This window comes from Pirellulales bacterium (genome assembly GCA_035533075.1).
Taxonomy (GTDB): domain Bacteria; phylum Planctomycetota; class Planctomycetia; order Pirellulales; family JAICIG01; genus DASSFG01.
In genome coordinates, this window is the sequence record DATLUO010000216.1 from 1 (window position 1) to 20,973 (window position 20,973).

23 protein-coding genes and 6 tRNA genes are annotated in these 20,973 nt (G+C 61.9%); 24 read left to right on the forward strand and 5 right to left on the reverse strand.

Annotation, left to right across the window (positions count from 1 at the left end; all coding sequences use genetic code 11):
• The first annotated feature begins 140 nt into the window (after positions 1–140).
• The 3 genes from VNH11_27715 to VNH11_27725 all read left to right on the forward strand — a co-directional run bounded on the left by VNH11_27715 (position 141) and on the right by VNH11_27725 (position 4,240).
• Complete coding sequence (locus tag VNH11_27715) at positions 141–1,946, forward strand: NADH-quinone oxidoreductase subunit M (protein HVA50184.1); 1,806 nt, start codon at positions 141–143, stop codon at positions 1,944–1,946.
• Positions 1,947–2,132: 186 nt separating this feature from the next.
• Positions 2,133–3,797 (forward strand): NADH-quinone oxidoreductase subunit N, encoded by a 1,665-nt coding sequence (locus tag VNH11_27720; GenBank protein ID HVA50185.1) that lies wholly within the window; start codon positions 2,133–2,135, stop codon positions 3,795–3,797.
• 11 nt (positions 3,798–3,808) lie between these two features.
• Complete coding sequence (locus VNH11_27725) at positions 3,809–4,240, forward strand: hypothetical protein (protein HVA50186.1); 432 nt, start codon at positions 3,809–3,811, stop codon at positions 4,238–4,240.
• A 92-nt stretch (positions 4,241–4,332) separates the two neighbouring features.
• On the opposite strand, the gene VNH11_27730 is transcribed toward VNH11_27725, so the two are convergent.
• Complete coding sequence (locus VNH11_27730) at positions 4,333–5,361, reverse strand: site-specific DNA-methyltransferase (GenBank protein ID HVA50187.1); 1,029 nt, start codon at positions 5,359–5,361, stop codon at positions 4,333–4,335.
• Between the two features lie 149 nt (positions 5,362–5,510).
• On the opposite strand from VNH11_27730, the gene lhgO reads away from it, so the two are divergent.
• From lhgO to VNH11_27775, 9 genes are all read left to right on the forward strand, one after another.
• The gene (gene lhgO / locus VNH11_27735; protein ID HVA50188.1) at positions 5,511–6,713 is read left to right on the forward strand and encodes an L-2-hydroxyglutarate oxidase; all 1,203 of its coding nucleotides are present in this window, start codon (positions 5,511–5,513) and stop codon (positions 6,711–6,713) included.
• Between the two features lie 383 nt (positions 6,714–7,096).
• Positions 7,097–7,168, forward strand: a tRNA-Phe gene (locus VNH11_27740).
• Between the two features lie 210 nt (positions 7,169–7,378).
• Positions 7,379–7,450: transfer RNA gene (locus VNH11_27745), tRNA-Arg, on the forward strand.
• 16 nt (positions 7,451–7,466) lie between these two features.
• Positions 7,467–7,537, forward strand: a tRNA-Arg gene (locus tag VNH11_27750).
• A 16-nt stretch (positions 7,538–7,553) separates the two neighbouring features.
• A tRNA-Arg gene (locus tag VNH11_27755) sits at positions 7,554–7,626 on the forward strand.
• Positions 7,627–7,638: 12 nt separating this feature from the next.
• Positions 7,639–7,709, forward strand: a tRNA-Cys gene (locus VNH11_27760).
• A gap of 133 nt (positions 7,710–7,842) precedes the next feature.
• Positions 7,843–7,917, forward strand: a tRNA-Pro gene (locus tag VNH11_27765).
• Positions 7,918–8,675: 758 nt separating this feature from the next.
• Complete coding sequence (locus tag VNH11_27770) at positions 8,676–8,987, forward strand: hypothetical protein (GenBank protein HVA50189.1); 312 nt, start codon at positions 8,676–8,678, stop codon at positions 8,985–8,987.
• Positions 8,984–9,373, forward strand: coding sequence for an SPFH domain-containing protein (locus VNH11_27775; protein ID HVA50190.1), 390 nt, complete (start codon positions 8,984–8,986; stop codon positions 9,371–9,373). The genes VNH11_27770 and VNH11_27775 overlap by 4 nt, the downstream gene beginning before the upstream one ends.
• Before the next feature lie 105 nt (positions 9,374–9,478).
• On the opposite strand, the gene VNH11_27780 is transcribed toward VNH11_27775, so the two are convergent.
• Entirely contained in the window at positions 9,479–10,726 is a 1,248-nt protein-coding gene (locus tag VNH11_27780) for a hypothetical protein (protein ID HVA50191.1), read from the reverse strand.
• A 236-nt stretch (positions 10,727–10,962) separates the two neighbouring features.
• On the opposite strand from VNH11_27780, the gene VNH11_27785 reads away from it, so the two are divergent.
• The 5 genes from VNH11_27785 to VNH11_27805 all read left to right on the forward strand — a co-directional run bounded on the left by VNH11_27785 (position 10,963) and on the right by VNH11_27805 (position 13,459).
• The gene (locus tag VNH11_27785) at positions 10,963–11,199 is read left to right on the forward strand and encodes a hypothetical protein (GenBank protein ID HVA50192.1); all 237 of its coding nucleotides are present in this window, start codon (positions 10,963–10,965) and stop codon (positions 11,197–11,199) included.
• A complete protein-coding gene (locus VNH11_27790) occupies positions 11,190–12,308 on the forward strand; it encodes a DUF4185 domain-containing protein (protein ID HVA50193.1) in 1,119 nt (372 codons plus the stop codon). Before VNH11_27785 ends, VNH11_27790 begins: the two co-directional genes overlap by 10 nt.
• A gap of 124 nt (positions 12,309–12,432) precedes the next feature.
• Entirely contained in the window at positions 12,433–12,720 is a 288-nt protein-coding gene (locus VNH11_27795; protein ID HVA50194.1) for a hypothetical protein, read from the forward strand.
• A 9-nt stretch (positions 12,721–12,729) separates the two neighbouring features.
• Positions 12,730–13,116, forward strand: coding sequence for a hypothetical protein (locus VNH11_27800; GenBank protein HVA50195.1), 387 nt, complete (start codon positions 12,730–12,732; stop codon positions 13,114–13,116).
• The gene (locus tag VNH11_27805) at positions 13,070–13,459 is read left to right on the forward strand and encodes a hypothetical protein (protein ID HVA50196.1); all 390 of its coding nucleotides are present in this window, start codon (positions 13,070–13,072) and stop codon (positions 13,457–13,459) included. Before VNH11_27800 ends, VNH11_27805 begins: the two co-directional genes overlap by 47 nt.
• A gap of 28 nt (positions 13,460–13,487) precedes the next feature.
• Here the strand turns inward: VNH11_27805 and VNH11_27810 are convergent, their stop codons facing one another.
• Both VNH11_27810 and VNH11_27815 read right to left on the reverse strand, forming a co-directional pair.
• Positions 13,488–14,126, reverse strand: coding sequence for a hypothetical protein (locus VNH11_27810; GenBank protein ID HVA50197.1), 639 nt, complete (start codon positions 14,124–14,126; stop codon positions 13,488–13,490).
• Between the two features lie 279 nt (positions 14,127–14,405).
• On the reverse strand, positions 14,406–14,708 hold the full coding sequence (locus tag VNH11_27815) for a hypothetical protein (protein HVA50198.1): 303 nt from the start codon (positions 14,706–14,708) through the stop codon (positions 14,406–14,408).
• A gap of 306 nt (positions 14,709–15,014) precedes the next feature.
• On the opposite strand from VNH11_27815, the gene VNH11_27820 reads away from it, so the two are divergent.
• The 5 genes from VNH11_27820 (at position 15,015) to VNH11_27840 (ending at position 19,231) form a co-directional block, all read left to right on the forward strand.
• Positions 15,015–15,827, forward strand: coding sequence for a hypothetical protein (locus VNH11_27820; GenBank protein ID HVA50199.1), 813 nt, complete (start codon positions 15,015–15,017; stop codon positions 15,825–15,827).
• Positions 15,828–15,830: 3 nt separating this feature from the next.
• Positions 15,831–16,703, forward strand: a complete 873-nt coding sequence (locus VNH11_27825) for a DUF3800 domain-containing protein (GenBank protein HVA50200.1) — start codon at positions 15,831–15,833, stop codon at positions 16,701–16,703.
• 550 nt (positions 16,704–17,253) lie between these two features.
• On the forward strand, positions 17,254–17,757 hold the full coding sequence (locus tag VNH11_27830) for a hypothetical protein (GenBank protein HVA50201.1): 504 nt from the start codon (positions 17,254–17,256) through the stop codon (positions 17,755–17,757).
• Complete coding sequence (locus tag VNH11_27835) at positions 17,739–18,266, forward strand: DUF669 domain-containing protein (protein HVA50202.1); 528 nt, start codon at positions 17,739–17,741, stop codon at positions 18,264–18,266. The genes VNH11_27830 and VNH11_27835 overlap by 19 nt, the downstream gene beginning before the upstream one ends.
• Positions 18,263–19,231 (forward strand): DNA primase, encoded by a 969-nt coding sequence (locus VNH11_27840; GenBank protein ID HVA50203.1) that lies wholly within the window; start codon positions 18,263–18,265, stop codon positions 19,229–19,231. Before VNH11_27835 ends, VNH11_27840 begins: the two co-directional genes overlap by 4 nt.
• Here the strand turns inward: VNH11_27840 and VNH11_27845 are convergent.
• Positions 19,228–19,440, reverse strand: a complete 213-nt coding sequence (locus tag VNH11_27845) for a hypothetical protein (GenBank protein ID HVA50204.1) — start codon at positions 19,438–19,440, stop codon at positions 19,228–19,230. The two genes, VNH11_27840 and VNH11_27845, sit on opposite strands and share 4 nt — an antisense overlap.
• 29 nt (positions 19,441–19,469) lie before the next feature.
• Here VNH11_27845 and VNH11_27850 point away from each other — a divergent pair, with 29 nt between their 5' ends.
• The gene (locus tag VNH11_27850) at positions 19,470–20,417 is read left to right on the forward strand and encodes a DnaB-like helicase C-terminal domain-containing protein (protein ID HVA50205.1); all 948 of its coding nucleotides are present in this window, start codon (positions 19,470–19,472) and stop codon (positions 20,415–20,417) included.
• Positions 20,401–20,820: a helix-turn-helix domain-containing protein gene (locus tag VNH11_27855; protein HVA50206.1), complete on the forward strand. Its 420-nt coding sequence runs from the start codon at positions 20,401–20,403 to the stop codon at positions 20,818–20,820. Before VNH11_27850 ends, VNH11_27855 begins: the two co-directional genes overlap by 17 nt.
• Positions 20,821–20,973: the final 153 nt, after the last annotated feature.

The following is a 20,973-nucleotide window of genomic DNA, read 5'->3' on the forward strand; positions in this document are numbered from 1 at the left end:
CAGCGAGCTTGCGAGCGCCGGCCCACCGTAAACGACGTCGCGATCGGTGGGCCGGCGCTCGCAAGCTCGCTGGTCCCACCCTACGGCGACGCTCCGGCCACCGCAAACAGCATCCTTAACTCGGTAAAGTAACTGTCATCATGGAACAATCCGCACTTTTCTGGCTGAGCCTGATCGTCTTTTTGCCCGCGCTGGGCGCGTTGGTTTTGGTGGCCATTCCCAAAGACCAGCCGGAAGTCATCAAGCTTGTCAGCCTGGCCACGACCGTGGCCGTGTTTCTGGCGACCTGCGCGGTCGGCTTCGGCATGCTTGGCCCCGATCAGGCCCGCTTCAGCAAAGGCGTCGCCGAGATGCAAGACGCCTTCACGGTCCCCTGGATACCGTCGTTCAACATCTACTATTTCATGGGCGCCGACGGCATCAGCTTCACGCTGGTCATGCTCACCGCCTTCGTGACCATGCTCTCGATGGGCGCAAGCTGGAACATCGAGAAGCACGTCAAGGCGTATTGCATCCTCTTCCTGCTGCTCGAGACCGGCATGCTGGGAGTGTTCCTGGCGCTCGACTTCTTCCTGTTCTACGTGTTCTGGGAAGTGATGCTGCTGCCGATGTACTTTTTGATCGGCGTGTGGGGCGGCCCGCGCCGCGAGTACGCCGCCATCAAGTTCTTTCTATATACGTTGCTGGGCAGCGTGTTCATGCTCATCGCCATCTTGATGCTTTACTTCAACAGCGACCTGCGCGAGCTGGCCAAGCAGAGCGACTTGATCGCAACCAACGAGGTGCAGGACGTCAAGTGGGAGCAGTTGCATCTCGATCCGTCGGTGACCGGCCGCGTGCAACAGGGCGGCGACGACGCGATCCACACCTTCAACATCCTGGCCCTGGCGGCGATGGGTCAGCACACCACGCTGTTCGACGACGAAATGCTGTGGGGCAAGAACCTGCAATGGTGGGCGTTTCTGCTGCTGTTCGTCGGCTTCATCATCAAGGTGCCGGCGGTGCCGGTGCATACATGGTTGCCCGACGCGCACGTCGAGGCCCCCACGCCCATCTCCATGATCCTGGCCGGCATTCTGTTGAAGATGGGCGGCTACGGCATCATACGTATCTGCTATCCGATTTGTCCGGATGCGGGCTTCGATCTGGCCTGGCTGGTGACGTTCATCGGCGTGCTGAGTATGCTCTACGGAGCCTTCGCGGCCATGGCCCAAAAAGATTTCAAGCGGCTGGTGGCCTACAGCTCGGTGAGCCACATGGGCTACGTTCTGCTGGGCATCGGCGTATGGAGCGCCTGGTCGGGCACGAACTACAATCCCGAATACTGGCAGATGGGCATGAACGGGGCGATGTTCCAGATGATCGCTCACGGCATCAGCTCGCCCGGCATGTTCTTTATGGTGGGCGTGATTTACGACCGCGTTCACCATCGCAATCTCGACGAGTTCGGCGGCCTGTTCGCCCGCTCGCCGGTCTACAGCGGCATCGCCTTCGGCATCTTCTTCGCCGGTCTGGGACTTCCCGGCTTGTGCGGGTTCATCGGCGAGGTGTTCGTGACGTTGAGCGTGTGGAACTACTCGCACGCTCTGGCGGTGCTTTCCGCGGCCACGGTCATTTTGACCGCCGCGTACATTCTCTGGACGTTGCAGCGCGTTTATCTCGGCCCCGAATACAAAGGGCCGCACGGCGACCATATTACGCCGATCACCGGTCGCGAACTGGCGATCGGCGCCCCGCTGCTGGCGTTCGCCATTCTGTTCGGAGTGTATCCACGACTGATCTTCGATTACATGACGCCGAGCGTGAACAAAGAGGTCAGCGATCTGGCCGCCTGGACGCGCGACGTGAAGGAGCCGCGTACTCTCGCCGCGCGCATTGAGCGCGACCGCGAGCGCGGGATTGAAAACGATCCGTTGATCGGAGAAGTAACGACGGCAAAACCGTAGGGTGGGACAAGCGAGCTTGCGAGCGCCGGCCCACCATGAGCGACACAGACAAATCGGATAACGAGGGAAAGACTATAACGGTGCGGACAACCTGCGACTCGTTCGTCCGTACCCAATACGGTGGGCCGGCGGTCGCTAAAGCGACTTTGTCCCACCTTAGGCGATGTCAGATGCGGAGCAATAGACTTGGACTTTAAGACCTTACTCACTCAACTCTATCCCGACACGGCCACCTCGTGCCGCGGCTTCGCGCCCGAGCTGACGCTCTGCGTCACGATCGTGGCCATGCTGCTGGCGCGGATGCCGCGTTGGGGCCACAAGATCAACGCCTGCTATGTCGCGCTGATCGGTTCGCTCATCGCTCTCTACTATGCGGCTCCATGGACGGTAATTCCGCGCACGGAAATTTTCGACGGCCTCTTGGTCTACGATCCGCTCACGGTCTATTTCCGCGGCGTGTTGCTATTGTTCCTGGTGCTGTTTCTGGTTTTCACCCGCTTGTCGGGCATTCCCGACCGCGAAGACAGCCCGGATTTTTACACGCTGGTCTTAGGCGGCACGATCGGCATGTGCCTGATGGCCTCGGCCAACCACTTGCTCACGGTATTTCTGGCCGTGGAGATGGCCAGCGTGCCCTCCTACGCCCTATCGGGCATCCTCAAAGGCCGCCGCCAAAGCAGCGAAGCGGCCCTCAAGTATTCCATTTACGGCGCCGGCACGGCGGGCGTCATGCTCTACGGCATCAGCCTTCTGGCTGGCGCACTGGGCACTTGCCATCTGCCGACGATCGCCCACGAGTTGCTGAACCTCACGCCGGAAGTCTTGGCCCAGCGGCAAACGGTGCTGATGTTGGGCGGCTTGATGCTTTCGGTCGGACTGGCGTTCAAGCTCTCGGCGTTTCCGTTCCACTTCTGGTGCCCTGACGTGTTCGAGGGCGCCAGTGCCGAAGTGAACGCGTTCCTCTCGGTGGCGTCGAAGGCCGCGGCCCTGGCCCTGCTGCTGCGCGTGGCGATCGGCTTCACGCACGCTCCCTCGCAGCCGGCCATTTCAGCGCCGACCGCCCAGGCGGCGTCGCGAGTGCATACCGTCGCCTATCGGGCTGCGGCCCACGACGAAACCGCGGATCCCGACGCCGAAGAACCGCCGCTGGCCGATGTGCCCCGCTCGGTGCGGCGTTACGTGGTCGGGTTGGTCAGCCTGCTGGCCGCGCTCACTTGCACCTTCGGCAATCTGGCGGCCTACAACCAGACCAACATCAAGCGGCTGCTGGCTTATTCGACGATCGCCCATGCCGGCTACATGATGATGCCCGTGGCGGCGGCCGTCCAGTTGTCGGGCCAGCATCCCGAGCAGGCCCGCGCGGCGGTAGCCGCGGTCCCGTTTTACGTGGGCGTTTATCTCTTCATGAATTTGGGAGCGTTCGCCATCGTGGCGTTTTTGCGCAACACGTTTCGCAGCGAGCAGATCGCCGATTACGCGGGTCTGATCGGGCGTTCGCCCCTGCTGGTCGTGTGCTTCGCGACGATCCTGATCAGCCTGATCGGCATGCCGCCGCTGGGCGGGTTCGCCGCCAAGTTTTTTGTGTTCAGTTCCCTGGTCGATGCGCGGCTCTACCTGCTGCTGGTGATCGGCGGACTGAACACGGCGTTGAGCCTGTTCTACTATCTGCGGGTGGTGAAGGTGATGACGATCGATCCGGAGCCGGCCGACCGCTTGCCGGCACATTTGTCGATGCTGTCTCCCTCCGGTCTTTATCTGGTGTTGCTTACGCTGCCGGTGGTCGTGCTGGGGATATTCTTCGACGACTTGAATGAATTCGCCCTCGCAGCCGCACGGGGCCTGTTTTTGTGATCCGCCCTACGATGTTGAATAAGAACCGCACGTTCGAGCTTCTCAGCGAGTTGTTGGCGATCGAGTACCGGTCGTTTCCGATGTATTTGACCGATGCTTGCCCCTGGACACACCACGGCGACGAGCGGGCCACGGAGACGCTGCAAAACATCGTAGCCGACCAGAAGGCGATGGTGCAGCGGACCGGCGAGTTCATCATGGACGCAGGGGGTCGAGTGGACATGGGCGAGTATCCGATGGAGTTCACCGACACGCACTTTCTGTCGCTCGATTTTCTGCTCAAGGAGTTGTTGCGGTATCAGCGTCAGGACGTGTCAGCCATCGAGCGGATCGTGCGGCAGCTTGCCGACGAGCGCGCCGCGCGCGAGCTGGCCGAAGAAACGCTCGGCAGCGAGCGAGCGCACCTTGAGGCCATCGAGGCCCTGGTCTCGCAGCCTGCCTAAGATGTCTCGTAGTCGAGTGTTCTCTGCGGACCGGCGGCCCGGCCGTGGTCGAGAGGCATCGACCTGGCGCGCGATCCTCGATACGACGTGAATTACGCGCTCTTGCCCTTGCGGCGACTTCTGGCTTTTCCGTTGGTCTCAGCGGCTTTCGCATCCGTGACATGGCGGTTCGTATCGTTCGCAGCGCCGGCGTCGTACTCGAGTGTTTTCTGCGAACCCGTGGCTTTTCTCGTCTTCGCCTGTTTGTGTTCGAGCCGTCTTCCGGCCATCGTTGGCGGCGCGCTGGTGACGGGATTCTCCGGCCCGTCCAGTGGCTGGCCGACGGCGACCGAGTCGATCCGGGCCTGAATCTTCGTCACGTAGTCGGCCGACAACTCGAAACCGATCCAGCCGCGACCGAGCTTCTTGGCCACCGCCAGGGTCGTGCCGCTGCCGCCGAAGGGATCCAGCACCAAGTCGCCCTCGTTGCTGCTGGCCCGAATAATCCGGCCCAGCAATTGCTCGGGCATCTGACAGCCGTGAAAGCCGGCCCGCTCCTTGAACGTGCCCGCCACACGCGAAAAATACCACGTGTCCTGGTCTTCGCTGAAACCATCGGGCACGTCCTGCGGCCGCAGAATCCAGGTGTCGTCAGGCAGCCGGCCGTTGGGGTTCGCCCGAATGTCGGCGTAAACCAACTTCCGCGCCGAGTCCACGCGGATGGCCCGGTCTTTGTAGTTGAACGTGAATTGCTTGCGGTCCTTGACGAAGTGAAACAGGTGCGCGTGCGAGCGCGTGAACTTGCGCGTGCAGTTGACGCCGAACGTGTAATACCAGATCACCCAGCTCCGGCAGGTCAAGCCCAGGTCGTTCTGGGCGATGAGCTTCAACTCGGCGGCGTATTCATCGCCGATGGCCAGCCAAAACGTGCCGCTCGGCTTGAGCACGCGCGAGACCCCCGCCATCCACTGCCGGCTCCAATCGAGATAGTGTTCGTAGGGCTTGCGATCGTGATAGACGTCGTACTCGTAGCCGATGTTGAACGGCGGATCGGCGAACGCCAGATCGACCGATCCCTCGTCGAGTTGTTGCAGGCGCTCGATGCAATCGCCCTGATAAAGCTCATTGGCGGCCAGTGCCACGCAAAATCCTCCTTGTGGCGCAATGAGGCTTGCGATAGCCTCAATGCCCTAACAACAAATGTTCATTGCTAGCTATGGTAACGTCCCGTTCGTGGCTTGCAAGCGCTGGCCCACCCTACGATTCGTCGAACCGAAGTGAGGACCAGCTCATGCAGGAGCCATTTAACATCGCCATCATCGGCGGCGGCATCGTCGGCGCGGCGACCGCGTATGCCCTCGCGCCCCGATGGGGGCAATCGCTCTTGCTGCTGGAAGCCGAAGGCCGGCTGGCGGCCCATCAAACGGGCAACAACAGCGGCGTCATTCACTCCGGACTGTACTACAAGCCCGGTTCGCTCAAGGCCAAGAACTGCGTCGAGGGCCGAGAAGAGCTTTATCGTTTTTGCGCCGAGCACGGGGTGGCCCACGAACGTTGCGGAAAAGTTGTCGTGGCCACCCGCGCCAGCGAATTGCCCGCGCTCGACGAATTGCAACGCCGCGGGCGGGCCAACGGCCTGGTGGGCATCGAGCGATTGTCGGCCGAACAGTTGAAAGAGCACGAACCGCATGTGACGGGCATCGGCGGCCTGTTTGTGCCCGAAACCGGCATCGTCGACTACGTGCAGGTCACCGAAACCTACGGGCGCGTGGCCCGCGCGCAAGGGGCTGAGATCCGCACCGACTGGCGGTTCACCGGCTGCCGGCGCGAGTCGGGCGGCCTGATGCTGGAAACCAGTCACGGCCCGGTCCGCTGCCGGAACCTAATCAATTGCGGCGGTCTGGAGGCGGACCGGGTGGCCCGGCGGTGCGGCGTCGAGCCGGGCGTGCAGATCGTGCCGTTTCGCGGGGAATACTACCAGCTTGCAGCGGGGCGCGAGCACCTGGTGCGGAATCTGATTTATCCCGTCCCCGACCCGCGGTTCCCCTTTCTGGGCGTGCATTTCACTCGGATGGTGCGGGGCGGCGTCGAGGCGGGGCCGAACGCCGTGCTGGCGTTCAAGCGATATGGTTATACGCGGAGCAGCTTTTCGTTGCGCGACGCCCTGGAAATGGCCGGTTACGGCGGTCTGTGGCGAATGGCGGCCCGCTATTGGCGGACCGGGCTGGGCGAGTTTCATCGTTCCTGGAGCAAAGCCGCCTTTGTGCGGGCATTGCAAAAGCTGATGCCGGAGCTGTCGCCGGCGGACATCGTACCGGCGGGGGCCGGCGTCCGTGCGCAGGCGTTGGCACCGGCCGGCACGCTCGTTGACGACTTTCACATTGTGCCGGCCGAGCGGATGATTCACGTGCTCAACGCTCCGTCGCCCGCGGCCACCGCCTCGCTGTGCATCGGCCGGTCGATCGCCGAGTTGGCGAACGCGAATTTCGGGTAAACGGACCACGGACCCTGCGGTCCCCGCCAATCTGAACGAGAGTTTGCCATAGCTAAAAAATCTCGTGAACCTTGTGAAACCTTCGGCGTCTATGAAGGTATAAGCTAGTGGACGGAGCCGACCGTGTGGTCGGCCTGTGCCGCTTTTAACGACGGCCCCAGGTTGCCGGCGCGGGGCCAAAGAGATTTTCCATGATGACCCTACGGCCAAGCATCACCAACGAACGCAAAGGGACGTGCTCGTTTGCCGGTCAACCGGCGAACCTGCTCCCCGCGCATCGGTTGCGCTTGTGACGCTCGGCCATCAAGGCAAAGCAAGGCTCTTCAAAGGCCCGGTGTCACGAGACACCGGGCCATTTTTTTTGTTGGCAGATGCCCACTTACGGGTCGGTAGCTGAGACGGTATAGCACTTGGCTGAAAACCAGGAGACGAGGATTCGAGCGCCTCCCGACCCACTTATGAAGAAACATGCGGCTCGTTCGTCTAGCGGCCAAGGATGCCGGCCCTTCAAGCTTTTTCAATTGAAACCGGAATGCGATCGTCGGACAAGGACGTGCTGTGGCTGAAAGCAGCGGGCGGGCAATTGAGTTTAGGATCGTGCTCCTCACTAGAGCAGGCGGTCTCCAAAGCCGCTTTACGGAGTTCGACTCCTCGCGGTCCTGCTTGTCCTGATGGTGTAACGGAACGCATCCGAGCCTCCGAAGCTCGTGGTCCTGGTTCGAGTCCAGGTCGGGACATTACGTTTTACTTATTGCCCTGCGAGTGTGATGGAGGCACGGCAGACTACGAATCTGCAAGACGAGGTTCGACTCCTCGGCGGGGTGCTGGAAACCAAAACTTGTTCTCGGAGTGTGCCGGATTAGCACACGAGCTTGCGAAGCTCGTAGACCGGGTTCAATTCCTGGCGAGGACGCTTGAACAACCTGACGCTGGAGCCAGACGGCACGGCCACCGCCTGCAATGCGGTCGAAGCGGGTTCGACTCCCGCCGGCGTCTCTTAAGTCGCTCGACGAGCGGCCAACGATTTACAAGCAGCGCAACGATGTCGTTCTGGCCAGCGGCGCGCCCGTCCCGCGTGAAGCGGTCGGTAGAGCGTGTTCCGTGAATGGGTTCTGAACCGGACGGCATCGGCTGTGGTAGCTCAACTGGAAAGAGCATCAGGCTAGGGACCTGACGGTTACGGGTTCGACTCCCGTCCATGCGACAGTCGGCTGCAAACCGACGGGCGCGAGAGCGTCCACCAGCAAGCCCGAGGGAGGCGGACGTTTCGTCTGGTCGGCCGCGGGCCGTGCGACGGCTGTTTAAGGTGAGGAGTTTGGACGCCGTGCCGAAAGGCCGGTGGCCGGAACAAGTCACCAAGAGCAACGTTATCGGCTTTCGGCAGCACCACCAACTGCCATGAAGTGCGTGGATACCGCTTCTCGTTGGCTGTTGGCCGCGGCGGCGAAGCAAGGCGAGTCGTGAAGGGCATCGCCCGACATGACGAGCCGACCTTTGTCCGCCAACGCCAGCGGCCCGCGGTTGCTCAAACGGCACTCCGCAGGCAGTGGTGTGAGCAGCGTAACGGTCCGCCGCCCAACGGCGTTTTTACAAACAGCATAGGTTGCCCACACGAACGCGATGCGTAAGCGAGGCACCTCGTGGCTGTTCCTCGCTGGCGTTTTTTGATGTTGCCCGTTTGGCACCCGGCCGCGTAGCGGCCAGAGAGTTTAGCCGTGGGCGCGAGCCCACGGAGAACGTTGTAAATCCCTCGGCGGAGCCGCGTAGCGGCGGCAGAATACGCGAGTACACCTCTGTCGCCGCTACGCGGCTTTGTTCGCACTCGCCGAATGTCACCGTGGGTTTGCACCCACGGCTGAATTCCAGCGCCGCTACGCGGCGGATACGGAAAACGCGGAACATCAAAAACTGGCGCTTCGGGTTGGTGTGGCGCCGGCATTCATTATGAAAGGAAGGTGCAGCATGTTGAAGACTGTGAAGATCGCCAGTTACGAGATGGGTCTCTATTTCCGGAACGCAGAGTTCAAGGGCCTGCTCGTTCCCGGCCGGCACCGGTTCTTCGATCCGCTGCTGAAGATGCGCGTACACGTCGTCTCGCAGCGCGACCCGTGCCTCGTCCACGACAAGCTCGACGTGATCGTCAAGTCGGGCACGCGCAAGGACGGCGCTCTGGTCATCGACCTGAAGGACCACCAGCGGGCGCTCGTCTGGGTCGACGGCCGCTTCAGCCACGTGCTGCCGCCCGGCCTGTACGCCTATTGGACCGGGCAGTGATCGGCGGGCGCGAACTCGACAGCTTCTTGACCGCCAAGGACGGCGTGGCCAAGGAGTTGGAGGAGCTGCTGCGTCCGCGTGCGACCACGCTCGGCTTCGAGTTGATCGCCGTGGGCATCCGCGACGTGATCCTGCCGGGCGAAATGAAGACGCTGCTCAACCGGGTGACCGAGGCCAAGAAGGCGGCTGAGGCCAACCTGATCGTGCGGCGCGAGGAGACGGCGGCCATGCGCAGCCAGGCGAACACCGCCAAGCTGCTGGAGGACAACCCGACGCTCATGCGGCTGCGTGAGCTGGAAATCCTCGAAAAGGTCGCCGCCAGCAGCAAGCTGAACGTCGTGCTCGGCGAGAAGGGACTGGCCGAGCGGGTCGTGAACCTGCTGTAGAATAGTGAAACGACGCCCCTGGTTGCCTTCGGGCACCAGGGGCGTTTTAATGCATTCTTGCGAACTATGAACAGCCGCTGGCCTTCGAGCGGGAGAAGAATCTTCTCATTTGGCAGCCTTCAACTTCACCGTGAGCGTGCCTTTGTTGTCGCCCAACTCTCCCCAGCCGTCGCGGCAGCGGAGATAAAGCTTGCCCTCCGAGGCAGCCGTGAACTCGCCGTGAGCGCCCAGCTCGAACGGCTCGCCAAGCTGAAAGTTCTTGCCGTTCTCGTGCGTCATGATCGCGCCCACCAGTTTGCCGGCGCCGTCGGCGGCGCCATCTGCCGACACGGCCCCGCCCTCCTTGCCCGTCTGCCAACTGCCGCTGGCGCTGGTTTCATACCGCGTGTCCTTGGCGACCAGCACGCCCGAGGGCTGCCAGCCGCGGTCGGCCCGGATTTTGGCGGCGATCACGGCGCTTCCCTTGGGGAAGCGAAACTTGCGGTTCCAATCGATGCTGCACAGGTCGGCCCGAAAGCCCTGCTCCAGGTGCTTCAAGAAAAAACAATACTCGAACACGATCTGCTCCGCCATATCGCCGTAGACCTCTTCGAACGAGGTCGGCTCTTTTTTCAACAGCGCCAGGCCCAAAGGGCGAAATCTGGCCGAGTAGTTCGTGTTGTTCGCCAGCAGGTGGCAGAGTGCCCAGCGCCAGGCGTAGTTCTGCCACGAGTCGCCGGTGAACTCGTTGCCGTTGACGATCACATCCAGGCTTTTCGGCGGGCTGCTGCGCAGATACTCGACGACCGCGTCGTGTACTCGCACGCTCTTGTTGTCCTTCCGCCAATACTGGCCCATCTCGGCCATGCCTTCGCTGTACCAAACGGGACCCGTGGTGCCGAACGTCTGCCCGCAATAGGCGTGTACCGCTTCGTGCTGGGGCGTGCCGCGGTCCGAAACGGCGTACACGACCGACCTGGCCAGGAAGCCGACGCCGCCGGTCACGGTGGTGATCGCGGTGACGCCCGCCCCGGCGCGGATATGGTCCAGCCCTTCGTCGGGAATCATTCCGGTCGGCCAAACGGCCAGGTCTTTGACCACGTAGCATTCGATCACGCCCACGCAAGGGCGTGCCCAGTAGGCCGAGATCAGCGACAGCATGGTCTCCAGCCGTTCCAGCAGGTCTTGGGCTTCGTCCGCCGGCAGGTCGGTGTGGACAAAGAAGTGCTCGCTGCGGTAGTCGGTCGGTTTAGCCGGCTGGTCGGTCTTGGTCTTCTCGCGTTTCGCCTGAGCGGCCACCGGCGTGACCGTCGCCACCAACAACAGCAAGACTGCGAACAAGACCTCGACAAGTTTGATTTCGCGTGACGTCACGTTGGTCCCAAAAAAAGCGGTGCCCATCATTTTACCGCTGGGCGGCCCGCTCGGCCACGCCTTGAGTTCAGCGGAGCACCTGCCGGTGCCCGGCCGGATGAGGGGGATACCGGCATCATACTCGAATTCTACGGAAAATCGTTGGGGGGTGGCAGCCAACGGCGACGATTTATAGTAGACTGACCCCTGCGGGCGGTAGTTTCCAGGCGGCGCCTCATACTCATGGGAGTCGGACTATGCAGTCCTCAACGGTGGAAGAATTGTTGGCACGGGTCGATGCCATCCCGGCCGGTCAAGAATCGTTTCAGATTTTGGTGCCCAGCCAATTGACCTTGCAAAACGAAGCGGTGCTTTCCGAACTTGCGATGGGTTTCGTGCTCGACCGCATTATCGGCAAGGGCCTTTATCCCCGCGGCTTCGAAGAAGTCGACGGCGGGCGGCTCTATAAGTATTCGGCCGATTTGTGCGCGTAATCTGCGGTTTCCTATCGCTGTTGCTGGCGGCCACGGCATGCGCCGCGCGGGCCATCGCGGCCGAGCCCGCGCGCGTGCGCGTCGTGAAGGCCGAGCCGACCGCCGATTGGAACGCGCGCTTCAACAACACCGAAGGCTGGATAGGCGGCGATGGCGTCTTCTCGGCGCTGCTGGCTCCGCAGCGCGTGTTGTTTCTGTTTGGCGACACGCTGCTAGGCAAAGTCAGCGCGGGCCGCCGCAGGGGCGCGACGATGGTCAACAACACCGTCGGTCTGCTGTCGCTGGCCGACCCGCACGCCCGTTTGCGATTTGTGAGCGGCTCCGCCGGCAAGGACCAACCTGCGGCGGTCTTTGTGCCGGACGAGGGTGGCGGCTGGTTCTGGCCGCAGGCGGCGATCGATGTCAAAGGCCGCCTGTTCGTTTTTTTGGCGCACATCGACAAGACCGGCAAGGACGGGCCCTTCGGTTTCAAGCAAATTGGCCAGTGTCTGGCCGCGGTCGACAACCCGCTCGACGAACCGACCGCCTGGAGAATCAAGCAGCGTTGTTTGCCGTTCGCCGAATTCGAGGAAAAGCGCGAGCGCTTGTGGGGCGCGGCGCTGTTGGCCGAGGGCGACGACGTGTACATCTACGGAATAGACGACCGCCGCAAGCAGCTTGGAAGCAAGGAGCTGATCGTCGCCCGTGCGCCCCGCGACAAGCTTGCCGACTTCGATGCCTGGCGGTTCCAACACGATTGGCAGTGGGTCGCCACGCCGACGGGCGAAGGAGGGGCCGATGGCTTCGCGAACGAGTTCTCGGTCAGCCGCTTGCCTGAGGGCCAAGGCTATCTTGTGGTTTACACCGACAGCGGGTTGAGCGATCGAATTCTCGGTCGCGTGTCGGCGTCGCCGGCGGGCCCGTGGTCGGAGCCGGTCGTGCTTTATACTTGCCCGGAGATGGCCGGCGACAAAGGCGTGTTCTGCTATGCCGCCAAGGCCCATCCGTGGGCGGTGCGAGGCAATGAGTTGCTCATCAGCTACTGCGTCAATGCCTGGGATTTCGGCCGGCTGTTTGACGACAACGAGGTCTATCGGCCCCGCTTCGTGCGTGTCACGCTGGGCAACTAGGCCGCACCCGCTGACAACGGCTGTCAACGGGTGCTTGCAAGTGGAGCGGAAGGGAGTCGAACCCTCGACCTTCGCATTGCGAACGCGACCGCCCACCGACGCAACTGGTAATCCGCAAGGACTTATGGCGACGCCTTCGCCCGCTTGCACCGCTGCTTGCACCAGAAAGCCGGAAATCGCTCACGAAACAACCGGCGAAGGCGACGTCGACCAGGCCACAAACGACGCCGAGCCGACGCCCGGCGAAGGGGCTGATACGCTGGCCATGCTCGCCGCCGCGCTGGTCAATCTCTCGGCTGCCGATCGTGCCAAGCTGGCCGCCATGCTCTTGCAAGGCAACGATTCAAAGGCGGACGCATCGACCGGCAAGACCTCGACCGGCAAGCGCGGCACCAGGAACAAGAAAGGGTAGGGGCGACGAATGGCAGAGAATGGCGGAGTGGGACCGGGGGGCGATGACGCTCTGGCGCTCGCTCTGGCGACGGGGGCGACGATCAACGAAGCCGCCGAGCGGGCCGGCTGTTCGCCGCGAACCGTGAGCCGCCGGCTGGCCGATCGTGAGTTTGCCCGCCAAGTCTCGACCGTGCGGGGGCAATTGTTCGCCGTGGCCGTGGGCCGGCTTTGCAATAATGCGGCACTGGCCGCCGACAAGCTGGTATCGCTACTCGACAGCGAACAAGACCACGTGGCCTACGCCGCCGCCAAGTCGATCCTGGAACTTGGAACCAAACTCAGGGAAGCGGGCGAAATGGAACAGCGAATTGCCGCACTTGAAGAAACGTCAGCAGGAAACAGAAGCCATGTCTAACAAGACTCGACTGCGAAAGCTTGAAATCAGCGCCGCGGAACAACGTCAACAGGTTTTTCTGAACCTCGACGAACTGCCGGTCAAGATAGTTTTGCGCGTGTGCTACTTGGCCAAGACGCGACAGGCCGGAACAACCGACGGCGATGCCGCTCGGATGAGTGTCGAGAAACGCCTGCGGTTTCAACGCGGACTCGAACGGGCATTTGAACGATGGAACGAAATCAGACGTGAGGGCCGCTTGCAGGCCGCATTCGATGGCTTGGAACGCAAGGGAGTGTGGCGTGACGAATGGGACAATTTACTGCCGGCGGGCGACACCGGGGACGAACCAACGTCGCGGTAAGGCTGGAACGCGACATAGCCTGCTCCGGTTATGGTTTGCGTGCCTCCATCTTGCGCTTCTCCCTTTCCACATGTCGTTGTGCCATCGCGATGGTTGCGCTCACAAGCTCAAAGCCTGCGAGCCCCTCTTCGGCCCACACCTTACCGCTATCATCCAAAAGGAACACGGTATCGTGCAAAAGCCCAGCGAATCTCGCATTTACCCCCCGATACTTCAATCGGATGCCGGTTCGCGTTGTTTTTCCGCCGATGTCTGCACTTATGACCTTGCCCCAGGTGACAATTTGGTAATTAGGATCCTCAAGATTGTCGGTAAGCCACGCTTGCACGTCAGCCTTTTGCTCGTCGGTTGGCGTGGTGAGTGTAACCTGAATCTCGCCAGGCTTCGGCTTCTTGTTTGACTTGTTCGGGGGCTGCGCGTTCTTGTTCGACGTTTTCGTAGGCGGGGTTTGTGGTTGTGTCGGCGGTTGTGTCGGCGGTTGTGTCAGCGGCGGTTGTGTCGGCGGCGGTTGCGTTACCGGAGGTTGTGTCGGCGGTGGTTGCGTTGCCGGTGGTTGCGTTGCCGGTGGTTGCGTTAGCGGATTTTGAACCGGTGATGCCGCAACATCCGCATGACGGCGCCCATGCAAATGGGAAGCAACGAGCAGTACGGCGAGCACGAGCGCCACGGCCGTTGAGATCGTAGCTACGACGACAGCGGCATTGCCCTTTTGTGGTGCTGGCTGCAGAGAGGCTCCTGCCGCGATCCTAGCACCGGGTGCGACGGCAGCAGGTTTAGCTGTCTGAATCGCCCCGTCCTTCGTTGCGGTGATTGTGACTTTGGCACCACAAGTCGGGCACTTCACGCGACGGCCAGCGTTCTCTGCCGACGCCTGAGCCTTTGCCCCGCACGCTTGGCACGCGAACCTAATCAATGTATCGCGCATGGCTAAATCTACCTTTTGTTGCTACCAGCCCTTTTGCCGGAAGAACAGCACCAGCATGGCGAAGAAATACAGGAACGTGACCACCTCCATCGCGTTTACCCTGCCGCCTGGCCACTCTGGGCCATGCGTTCCGTGACCTCCGATTGCGATACGCCCCACGTGACCGACAAGTAGCCGCAACCCCAGGCGATGAACCAAAGCGCCGGCAACCACAACGTCAGGCGGGCCATCGGCCCCATGCGTTTCTTGGGTGAGCGCGGTGGCGGAATAGCCGCCTGTGCTTTCGGATTGCTCGCCTGCGCTGCCTTCATCGGCGTGCCGCAACCGGGGCACGCTGGGGCAAGGTCGCTTATCTGTCGATTGCAGTCTGGGCATTGAACGAGCGCCATCACCTACCTCCCTCATGCGCAGAGGGAACGATGCTCATTAGGGTAGTGCCGCGACGTGCGGGACGCAAGCAGCCGTTAGCGGATTCGCGCCGCCGGCTTCGCGCGGTAGACTCTCGGCATTGTCGGGTGGCGGACGGTTGCGCAACCACCGCCTTAACGGCCCCCGCGGCGAGCGGCGCCCACCTACCCGCCGACGCCGCGGCGGGCTGACCGAGGCCGAACACGATCGTAGGTGTTTCTGATGGCGAACGACGAAGTAGCCAGTGATAGGCGCGTCTCGACGCTGTTGCATGGCGTGCGCGAAGTGCGGCTGGCCGTATGGGAAGAAATGGATGCAGCCGAAATGATGGCGCGAAATGCCGGCGACCGGCCAGACTTACTGCGGCGACTGGTGGAGGCCATCGAGCGCGCCCGTGCTGGCCGATCCGCGATCGAAGCGTTCCTGCGGAGCGGAGCATCGCTGCCACACGGCGCGCCGCAGAGCTGGGACGAAAAGCGATGGCTAAACCACGTCAAAACGCTGGCCAAGAAAGCCTGCAACGTGCAACTGATTGCTGCGGCTGCGGGTCAAGAGGGATGGGGCGCAAAGTTGCACGACTTGCCCGACGTTTACCAGGAACTGCTGGCCGCGGACGACTGGCTCGACGAACCAAAAATGCGGGCGACTGACGCCACCGACCAAGCACCGCCGGCGACCGGGGCCAGTGAGCAAAGCGAAGGGGCCGGCAAGTCACGCGCTGAGATTTTGAAATCACTTTCCCTTTGCATCCGACAGGCATATTTCGCGTTTGAGTTTGCCCAAACGATGAGCGGCGACAAGTTGGAAGATCGTGAGGCGTATGACTACCTCCACGAAAACGGCTTACACGACAATGCAGGCGACCTTGGCGAACTGAGTGACTACGAACTGCCAGTTTTTGAGACGTGGCGGCGATACATCAGCGAAGCGCGGCGGCCGCTCGGCGAGCAAAAGTACAGCCGCCGCGCCAATCGACCAAAGGGCCGAAGCATCGCCAATGCGGACGAAGTAGAGCGGCCAGAAAGGGACGAGTGACCGATGTACTTTTTCTACGTTGATGAATCCGGTTCGCTCGACCCGGCCGCGATCGGCCGACGCGCTGACGGCTCGACGTTCGCCAAAGATCATTTGTACGTGCTTGCGGCAGTGTCGCTGTTTGAACGACGCTGGCATGGCTTTGAGCAAACGCTGAACCGGAGAAAGCGGGAGCTTTGCGAGATTCATCGGCACACCAACCCGGCGACGCCACGGTTGGAACTTGCCGATTGCGAACTGAAATCGACGTGGACTCGCATTCCCAAGGAACGCGCACAACGACCGTTCTTGGCCAATCTCACCGACGGCGAGTTGACGCAACTGGTCGAACTGTTTTACCGGCAACTTGACCACCACAACATGAACATCTTCGCCGTCGTTGTGGACAAGCGGCACTTGCACGGCTACATGGACGCCGGAAGGATGCACCGCAAGGCGTGGGAGCTTTTGCTGGAGCTGATTCAAAAGTTTTTGGCGACGGAGCACCCGAAGCACCAGGGAGTTATTCTCACCGACGACATAAGCCGGCAACGAAACCGAAGCCTGGCAATGAAGCACGCCTACTTTCAATCCGAAGGCACGTCAAAGGGAACACGCCTGACGCACATTGCCGAAATGCCGCTGTTCGTGCGGAGCGAGCTATCGAACGGCGTGCAACTTGCCGACCTGGTGGCCTACAACATCTACCGATGCTTTCGCGACCAAAACCCGGCGTACCCGTTCTTTGCACGCATCGTGCCGTACCTCTGGGCATCGCGCTCGACGCCTGCGGGCTTCCTTGACGGGTTATGGGTGTTTCCGGCCGAAAGCCCGCTGGTGCAATTCAAGACGAAGCTGGCAAAAGAAAGGGCCAACCGCGGAACGGCTGGCCCTTAGTTGTTTTGGGGTCCGGCTGGGCTGGCCATATCGAGCCGACAAGCGGCACCGGACACTTCAATAATAGCTAAGTCGGCCCCCGATGCAATCCGGTTTAGGCCAAACCGGATAAGACCGGATTTTTGGCGGTTATCCGGTCCGCGGTCACTTCTTGACGCAAAGCGTTATGCACTGGCCACTTCTGGCCGAACTTCCCGCACGGCGGGAAGGCGGATTTTCTATCCGGTTTGTGGTAGTTAGACGCGCTGTGGCGTGCCTGGTGACGGGCAGGCAGCGTGCAAGCCAAGAGGAAAATCCCATGACCGCTACTCTCTCACGACCGGCTCGCCGAGCTGTGCGGCGTGCCACCGGCACCGCCCGACTTGATCGATGTGCAGGCCGTGGCCGCCAAGCTCACTTGTTCCACCAGGCACGCCCGACGCTTGGCAGATTCGGGCAAAATGCCGCCGCCAATCAAGCTAGGCAACTTGCTTCGCTGGCGAACGGCTGACATCGACCAATGGATTGCGACCGGATGCAAGGCCGTTCGCTCTGCGGGGAGGGCTGGCCAGTGAGCGATGCGATTCAAGACCGGGACCGCGATGAAGGCGAGCGGCGCAAACAGGCCGCCTTAGACTCGCTCGCCGAGCGGCGTGAAGTCGACGTGTTGCGTGGCCGGCGAGCGCTACTAAGGCGATTGCTCGACGTAGGGACCGCGACGGCTGATGACGTGCGGGACGCCGTTACGCTGCCGCGCGCCATCAATCCGAAGCTGTTCGGTTCCGTGCCATTGGTTTTAGTGAAGGCAGGCGTCATCGAACACGATGGCTTTGCCGTGACGTGCCGGCCGCAAGCGCACGCAAGGCCGATTAGCCGTTGGCGATTGTCCGACCGCGGGAAAGCCGAGCGATGGTTGCTCGCCAATCCTGACCGGGACGACGATTGCCAAGACGGCGACCAGGGGCTTTTGTTTCCGATCAAACCAAAACCCAAAACCCCTAACAACGAACCGGGCGCAACGGTGGCTGCCGTGGCGCCCGGTATGGAGGATTCGCAATGGCTCGTAAATCTCTAAGCGACATTCTAAGGGCCGGCGACCGCGAAAAGCTAGCGTCGGCGTGGAACTCGACCGAAGCGGCGAAAGACCTTTTGCCGCTGCCAAAAGGCGATTACGTCGCGACCGTTGAGTCGGGCGAAAACTTCAACGCCCAAACCGGCACGCCCGGTTACAAGCTCACGTTCCGCATTGTGGAAGGCGAGCATACGGGCCGTCGATTTTGGCACGATGTATGGCTCACCGAAGCCGCGTTGTCGATGACCAAACGCGATTTAGGAAAGATCGGCGTTACGTCCCTCGACCAGCTTGAACGGCCGCTGCCGCAAGGCATCGTTTGCGCCGTCAAGCTGGTGCTGCTGACTGATGACGATCGATCCCAACACAACAAGGTGAAATCGCTCGACCTCTTGCGTATCGACGTGCCGACGCGCGACCCGTTCGCGCCGAGCACCAACGGCGAGCACCAGGCAGACGCCGAGCACCGGGGCACCGACGACAGCGAAGTGGAAGGGGGCGAACCGGAATGAATGCTTGTCCCTACGGCTTTCGTGTCGTGGGGGCAACGTGGGAAGCGCGGCGGCTGGTCGATGCCGCCGCCGCGCTTTCCGCGCATGCCTCTTGCGACCCGCGGGCCGAACTCGACCGCGAATGCTACCTGAGTGCGTTTCAGTACGGCGATGATTTTCGTCGGCACGTGGAAGCGACCGGCTCGACGAAAGAATTTGCCGGCGAATGTTGGGCGCCGTGGCTGTGGTTCGATGTTGATCGCGCCAACTTGTCGATTGCTCTAGCCGCCGCCCGCCGGCTCGCCGTGACCCTCGACGAACGCTATCGGCTGGCCGACGGCGATGTGCTGGCGTTCTATAGCGGCGGCAAAGGTTTTCATCTTGGGTTGCCTACTTCGCTCTGGCAACCAAAGCCGGCTGTCACGTTCCACAAGATCGCACGGCGGTTTGCCGAACGGCTCGCCGAGCTGGCCGGCGTGACGATCGACACCGGCGTGTACGACAAGGTGCGTTTGTTCCGTGCTCCGAACTCTCGGCACCCCAAGACGGGCTTGCACAAGAGGCAGCTCTCGCTCGACGTGCTGATGCAAATGTCGATCGACGGCATCAAGGAACTGGCCGCCGAGCCGACGCCGTTCGACTTGCCAGAACCGGCCGCGACGAACGACCAGGCCGCTGCGGATTGGCTCGACGCCGAAACCGAAGTAGGGCGACAAGGCGAAGCGAACGCCGCACGGCGGGCCGAACGCAAGGGTTCATCGACCTTGAACCGCTCGACGCTGGCAATCATTCGTGACGGCGACGCGCTGGCCACTGGCGACCGACACCGCATGCTGTTTTCGGCCGCCGCGAACCTTGGCGAGTTTGGTTGCCCGTCAGCGCTCGCACAAGCGTTGCTGACTGAGGCCGGACTTGATTCAGGGCTGCCGCCGAAAGAAGTGCGGCGACAAATCGAATGCGGGCTAACGCATGGGAGAAACGGCTAAGCCGGCTGAAGCGGCTGCACGTTCGAAACGTGCGACAAGGCACAAAAGACGAAGGAATCCTTTTCGGGATAGGCCAGCAAGAGGTTGCTCTTCATCACAATCGCGTTCTCAGGGTGACGAACTTCATGGATCTCGCCGTTCGACAAATGGACCTCAAAGGGGCGAAACGGCTGTATCCGCAACATGGTTTGAATGGCGTCGGCGTTCATACCCCCAAGTCTATCAGGACTGACAGCGAATGACAAACGCGAACTACCAAACCGCCGGCGACGTGTTCGACGGCTGGCGCGACGACGTGCTCACCGGCTCGCCGCCCGTGCTCTATCCGATCGGCGCCGGCGACCTGGCACGCATCGAAATCGGGCCGGGGCTGGTAACGCTGTTCGGCGGAGCACCGGGGGCCGGCAAGAGCGCGTTTGTAATGCAGGCCGTGACCGACGCCTTGCGATTGACGCCTACGCTGCGCGTTCTGGTGTGTTCGATTGAAATGCCGCCGCGGGTTTTGCTCGACCGCCAGCTTGCACGGCTTAGCGGCATCGACTTGACCTCGATTCGCTATCGGCGGTTCGACGCTTCGCACGCCGATCGGCTCGACCAGGCGATGCACACGTTGGAAGCGATCAGCGAACGGTTGGCGTTTGTGCGCCCACCGTTCGACCTCGAAAACGTGGCCGCCAGTGCCGACGCCTTGCATGCCGACTTGATCGTGCTCGATTACATCCAACGCATCCCGCCGCCCGGAACGCACGGCGACCGCCGCGGGGCCGTCGATGCCAGCATGAATTACTTGCGGCAGTTTGCCGACGCCGGGGTTGCTACGGTTGTCGTGGCCGCGGTGGCACGGGCAAAAGACCGCAATGGCCGATCAAGCTATGACGGCGAAGGGTTGAACCTGGCATCATTCCGCGAAAGCTCTGAACTGGAATTTGGGGCCGACGATGCTTTCATTCTGGCGCCCGACGACAAGCACGATGACCAGGTTGTCTTGAAGCATTTGAAGGCCCGGCATACGGAAGCAAAAGACCTTGTGCTGCGGTTCGACCGTCCGCACCAGTCCTTCGCGCCCGTTACCGCCGGCGAAGCTTGGACGCCCGAAAAAGGCCGGCTGCAATCGGCGTTGGCTTCGCTCTGGCATAGGACCGACGCGGCCGACGATGACGAGGGGGACGATGACGAAGATGAATGAGCCGCGAATACTACCCGGTTGCTCGACGCTGCCGCCTATGAAGCCGGCGACCAATGGCAAGACCGGCTCGACGATCGGCGACCCGGACGACGGGGGCAAGAGCAAAGCGAAGCGTAAGAGCGGCGACCGCTTCGCCATTCTCAACGCCTTTGTGGACTTCACCGCCGTCAGCTTGCCGCGTGCTGAATTACTGGTTTGGTTCACGTTGTTCCGCGACACGAAACCGGACGGGCTGGCCCGCACGTCGCAAGCCGATCTTGCTCGCCGAGCCGGCGTGAATCTTCGCACGGTAAAGCGTGCCGTCGCCAGTCTGGAAGACCGGGGCTTGCTGAAAATCGTTCGCCGCGGCGGGCTACGGAGGGGAGTGTCGAGCTACCGGGTTCGGCCGCTGGAAAGGGACTGAGACAAGGTGGCGTGGGTGCCACCATACAAGGTGACATTTCGCGTCCGTTATAGGTGGCGTGGGTGCCACCCATCCCATAAGGGACCATAAGAGCGGTCCCCTTGATGTCCGCTGGCGCGGACGGGGACCGCTCGAAAACAGAAAGGCAGTAGA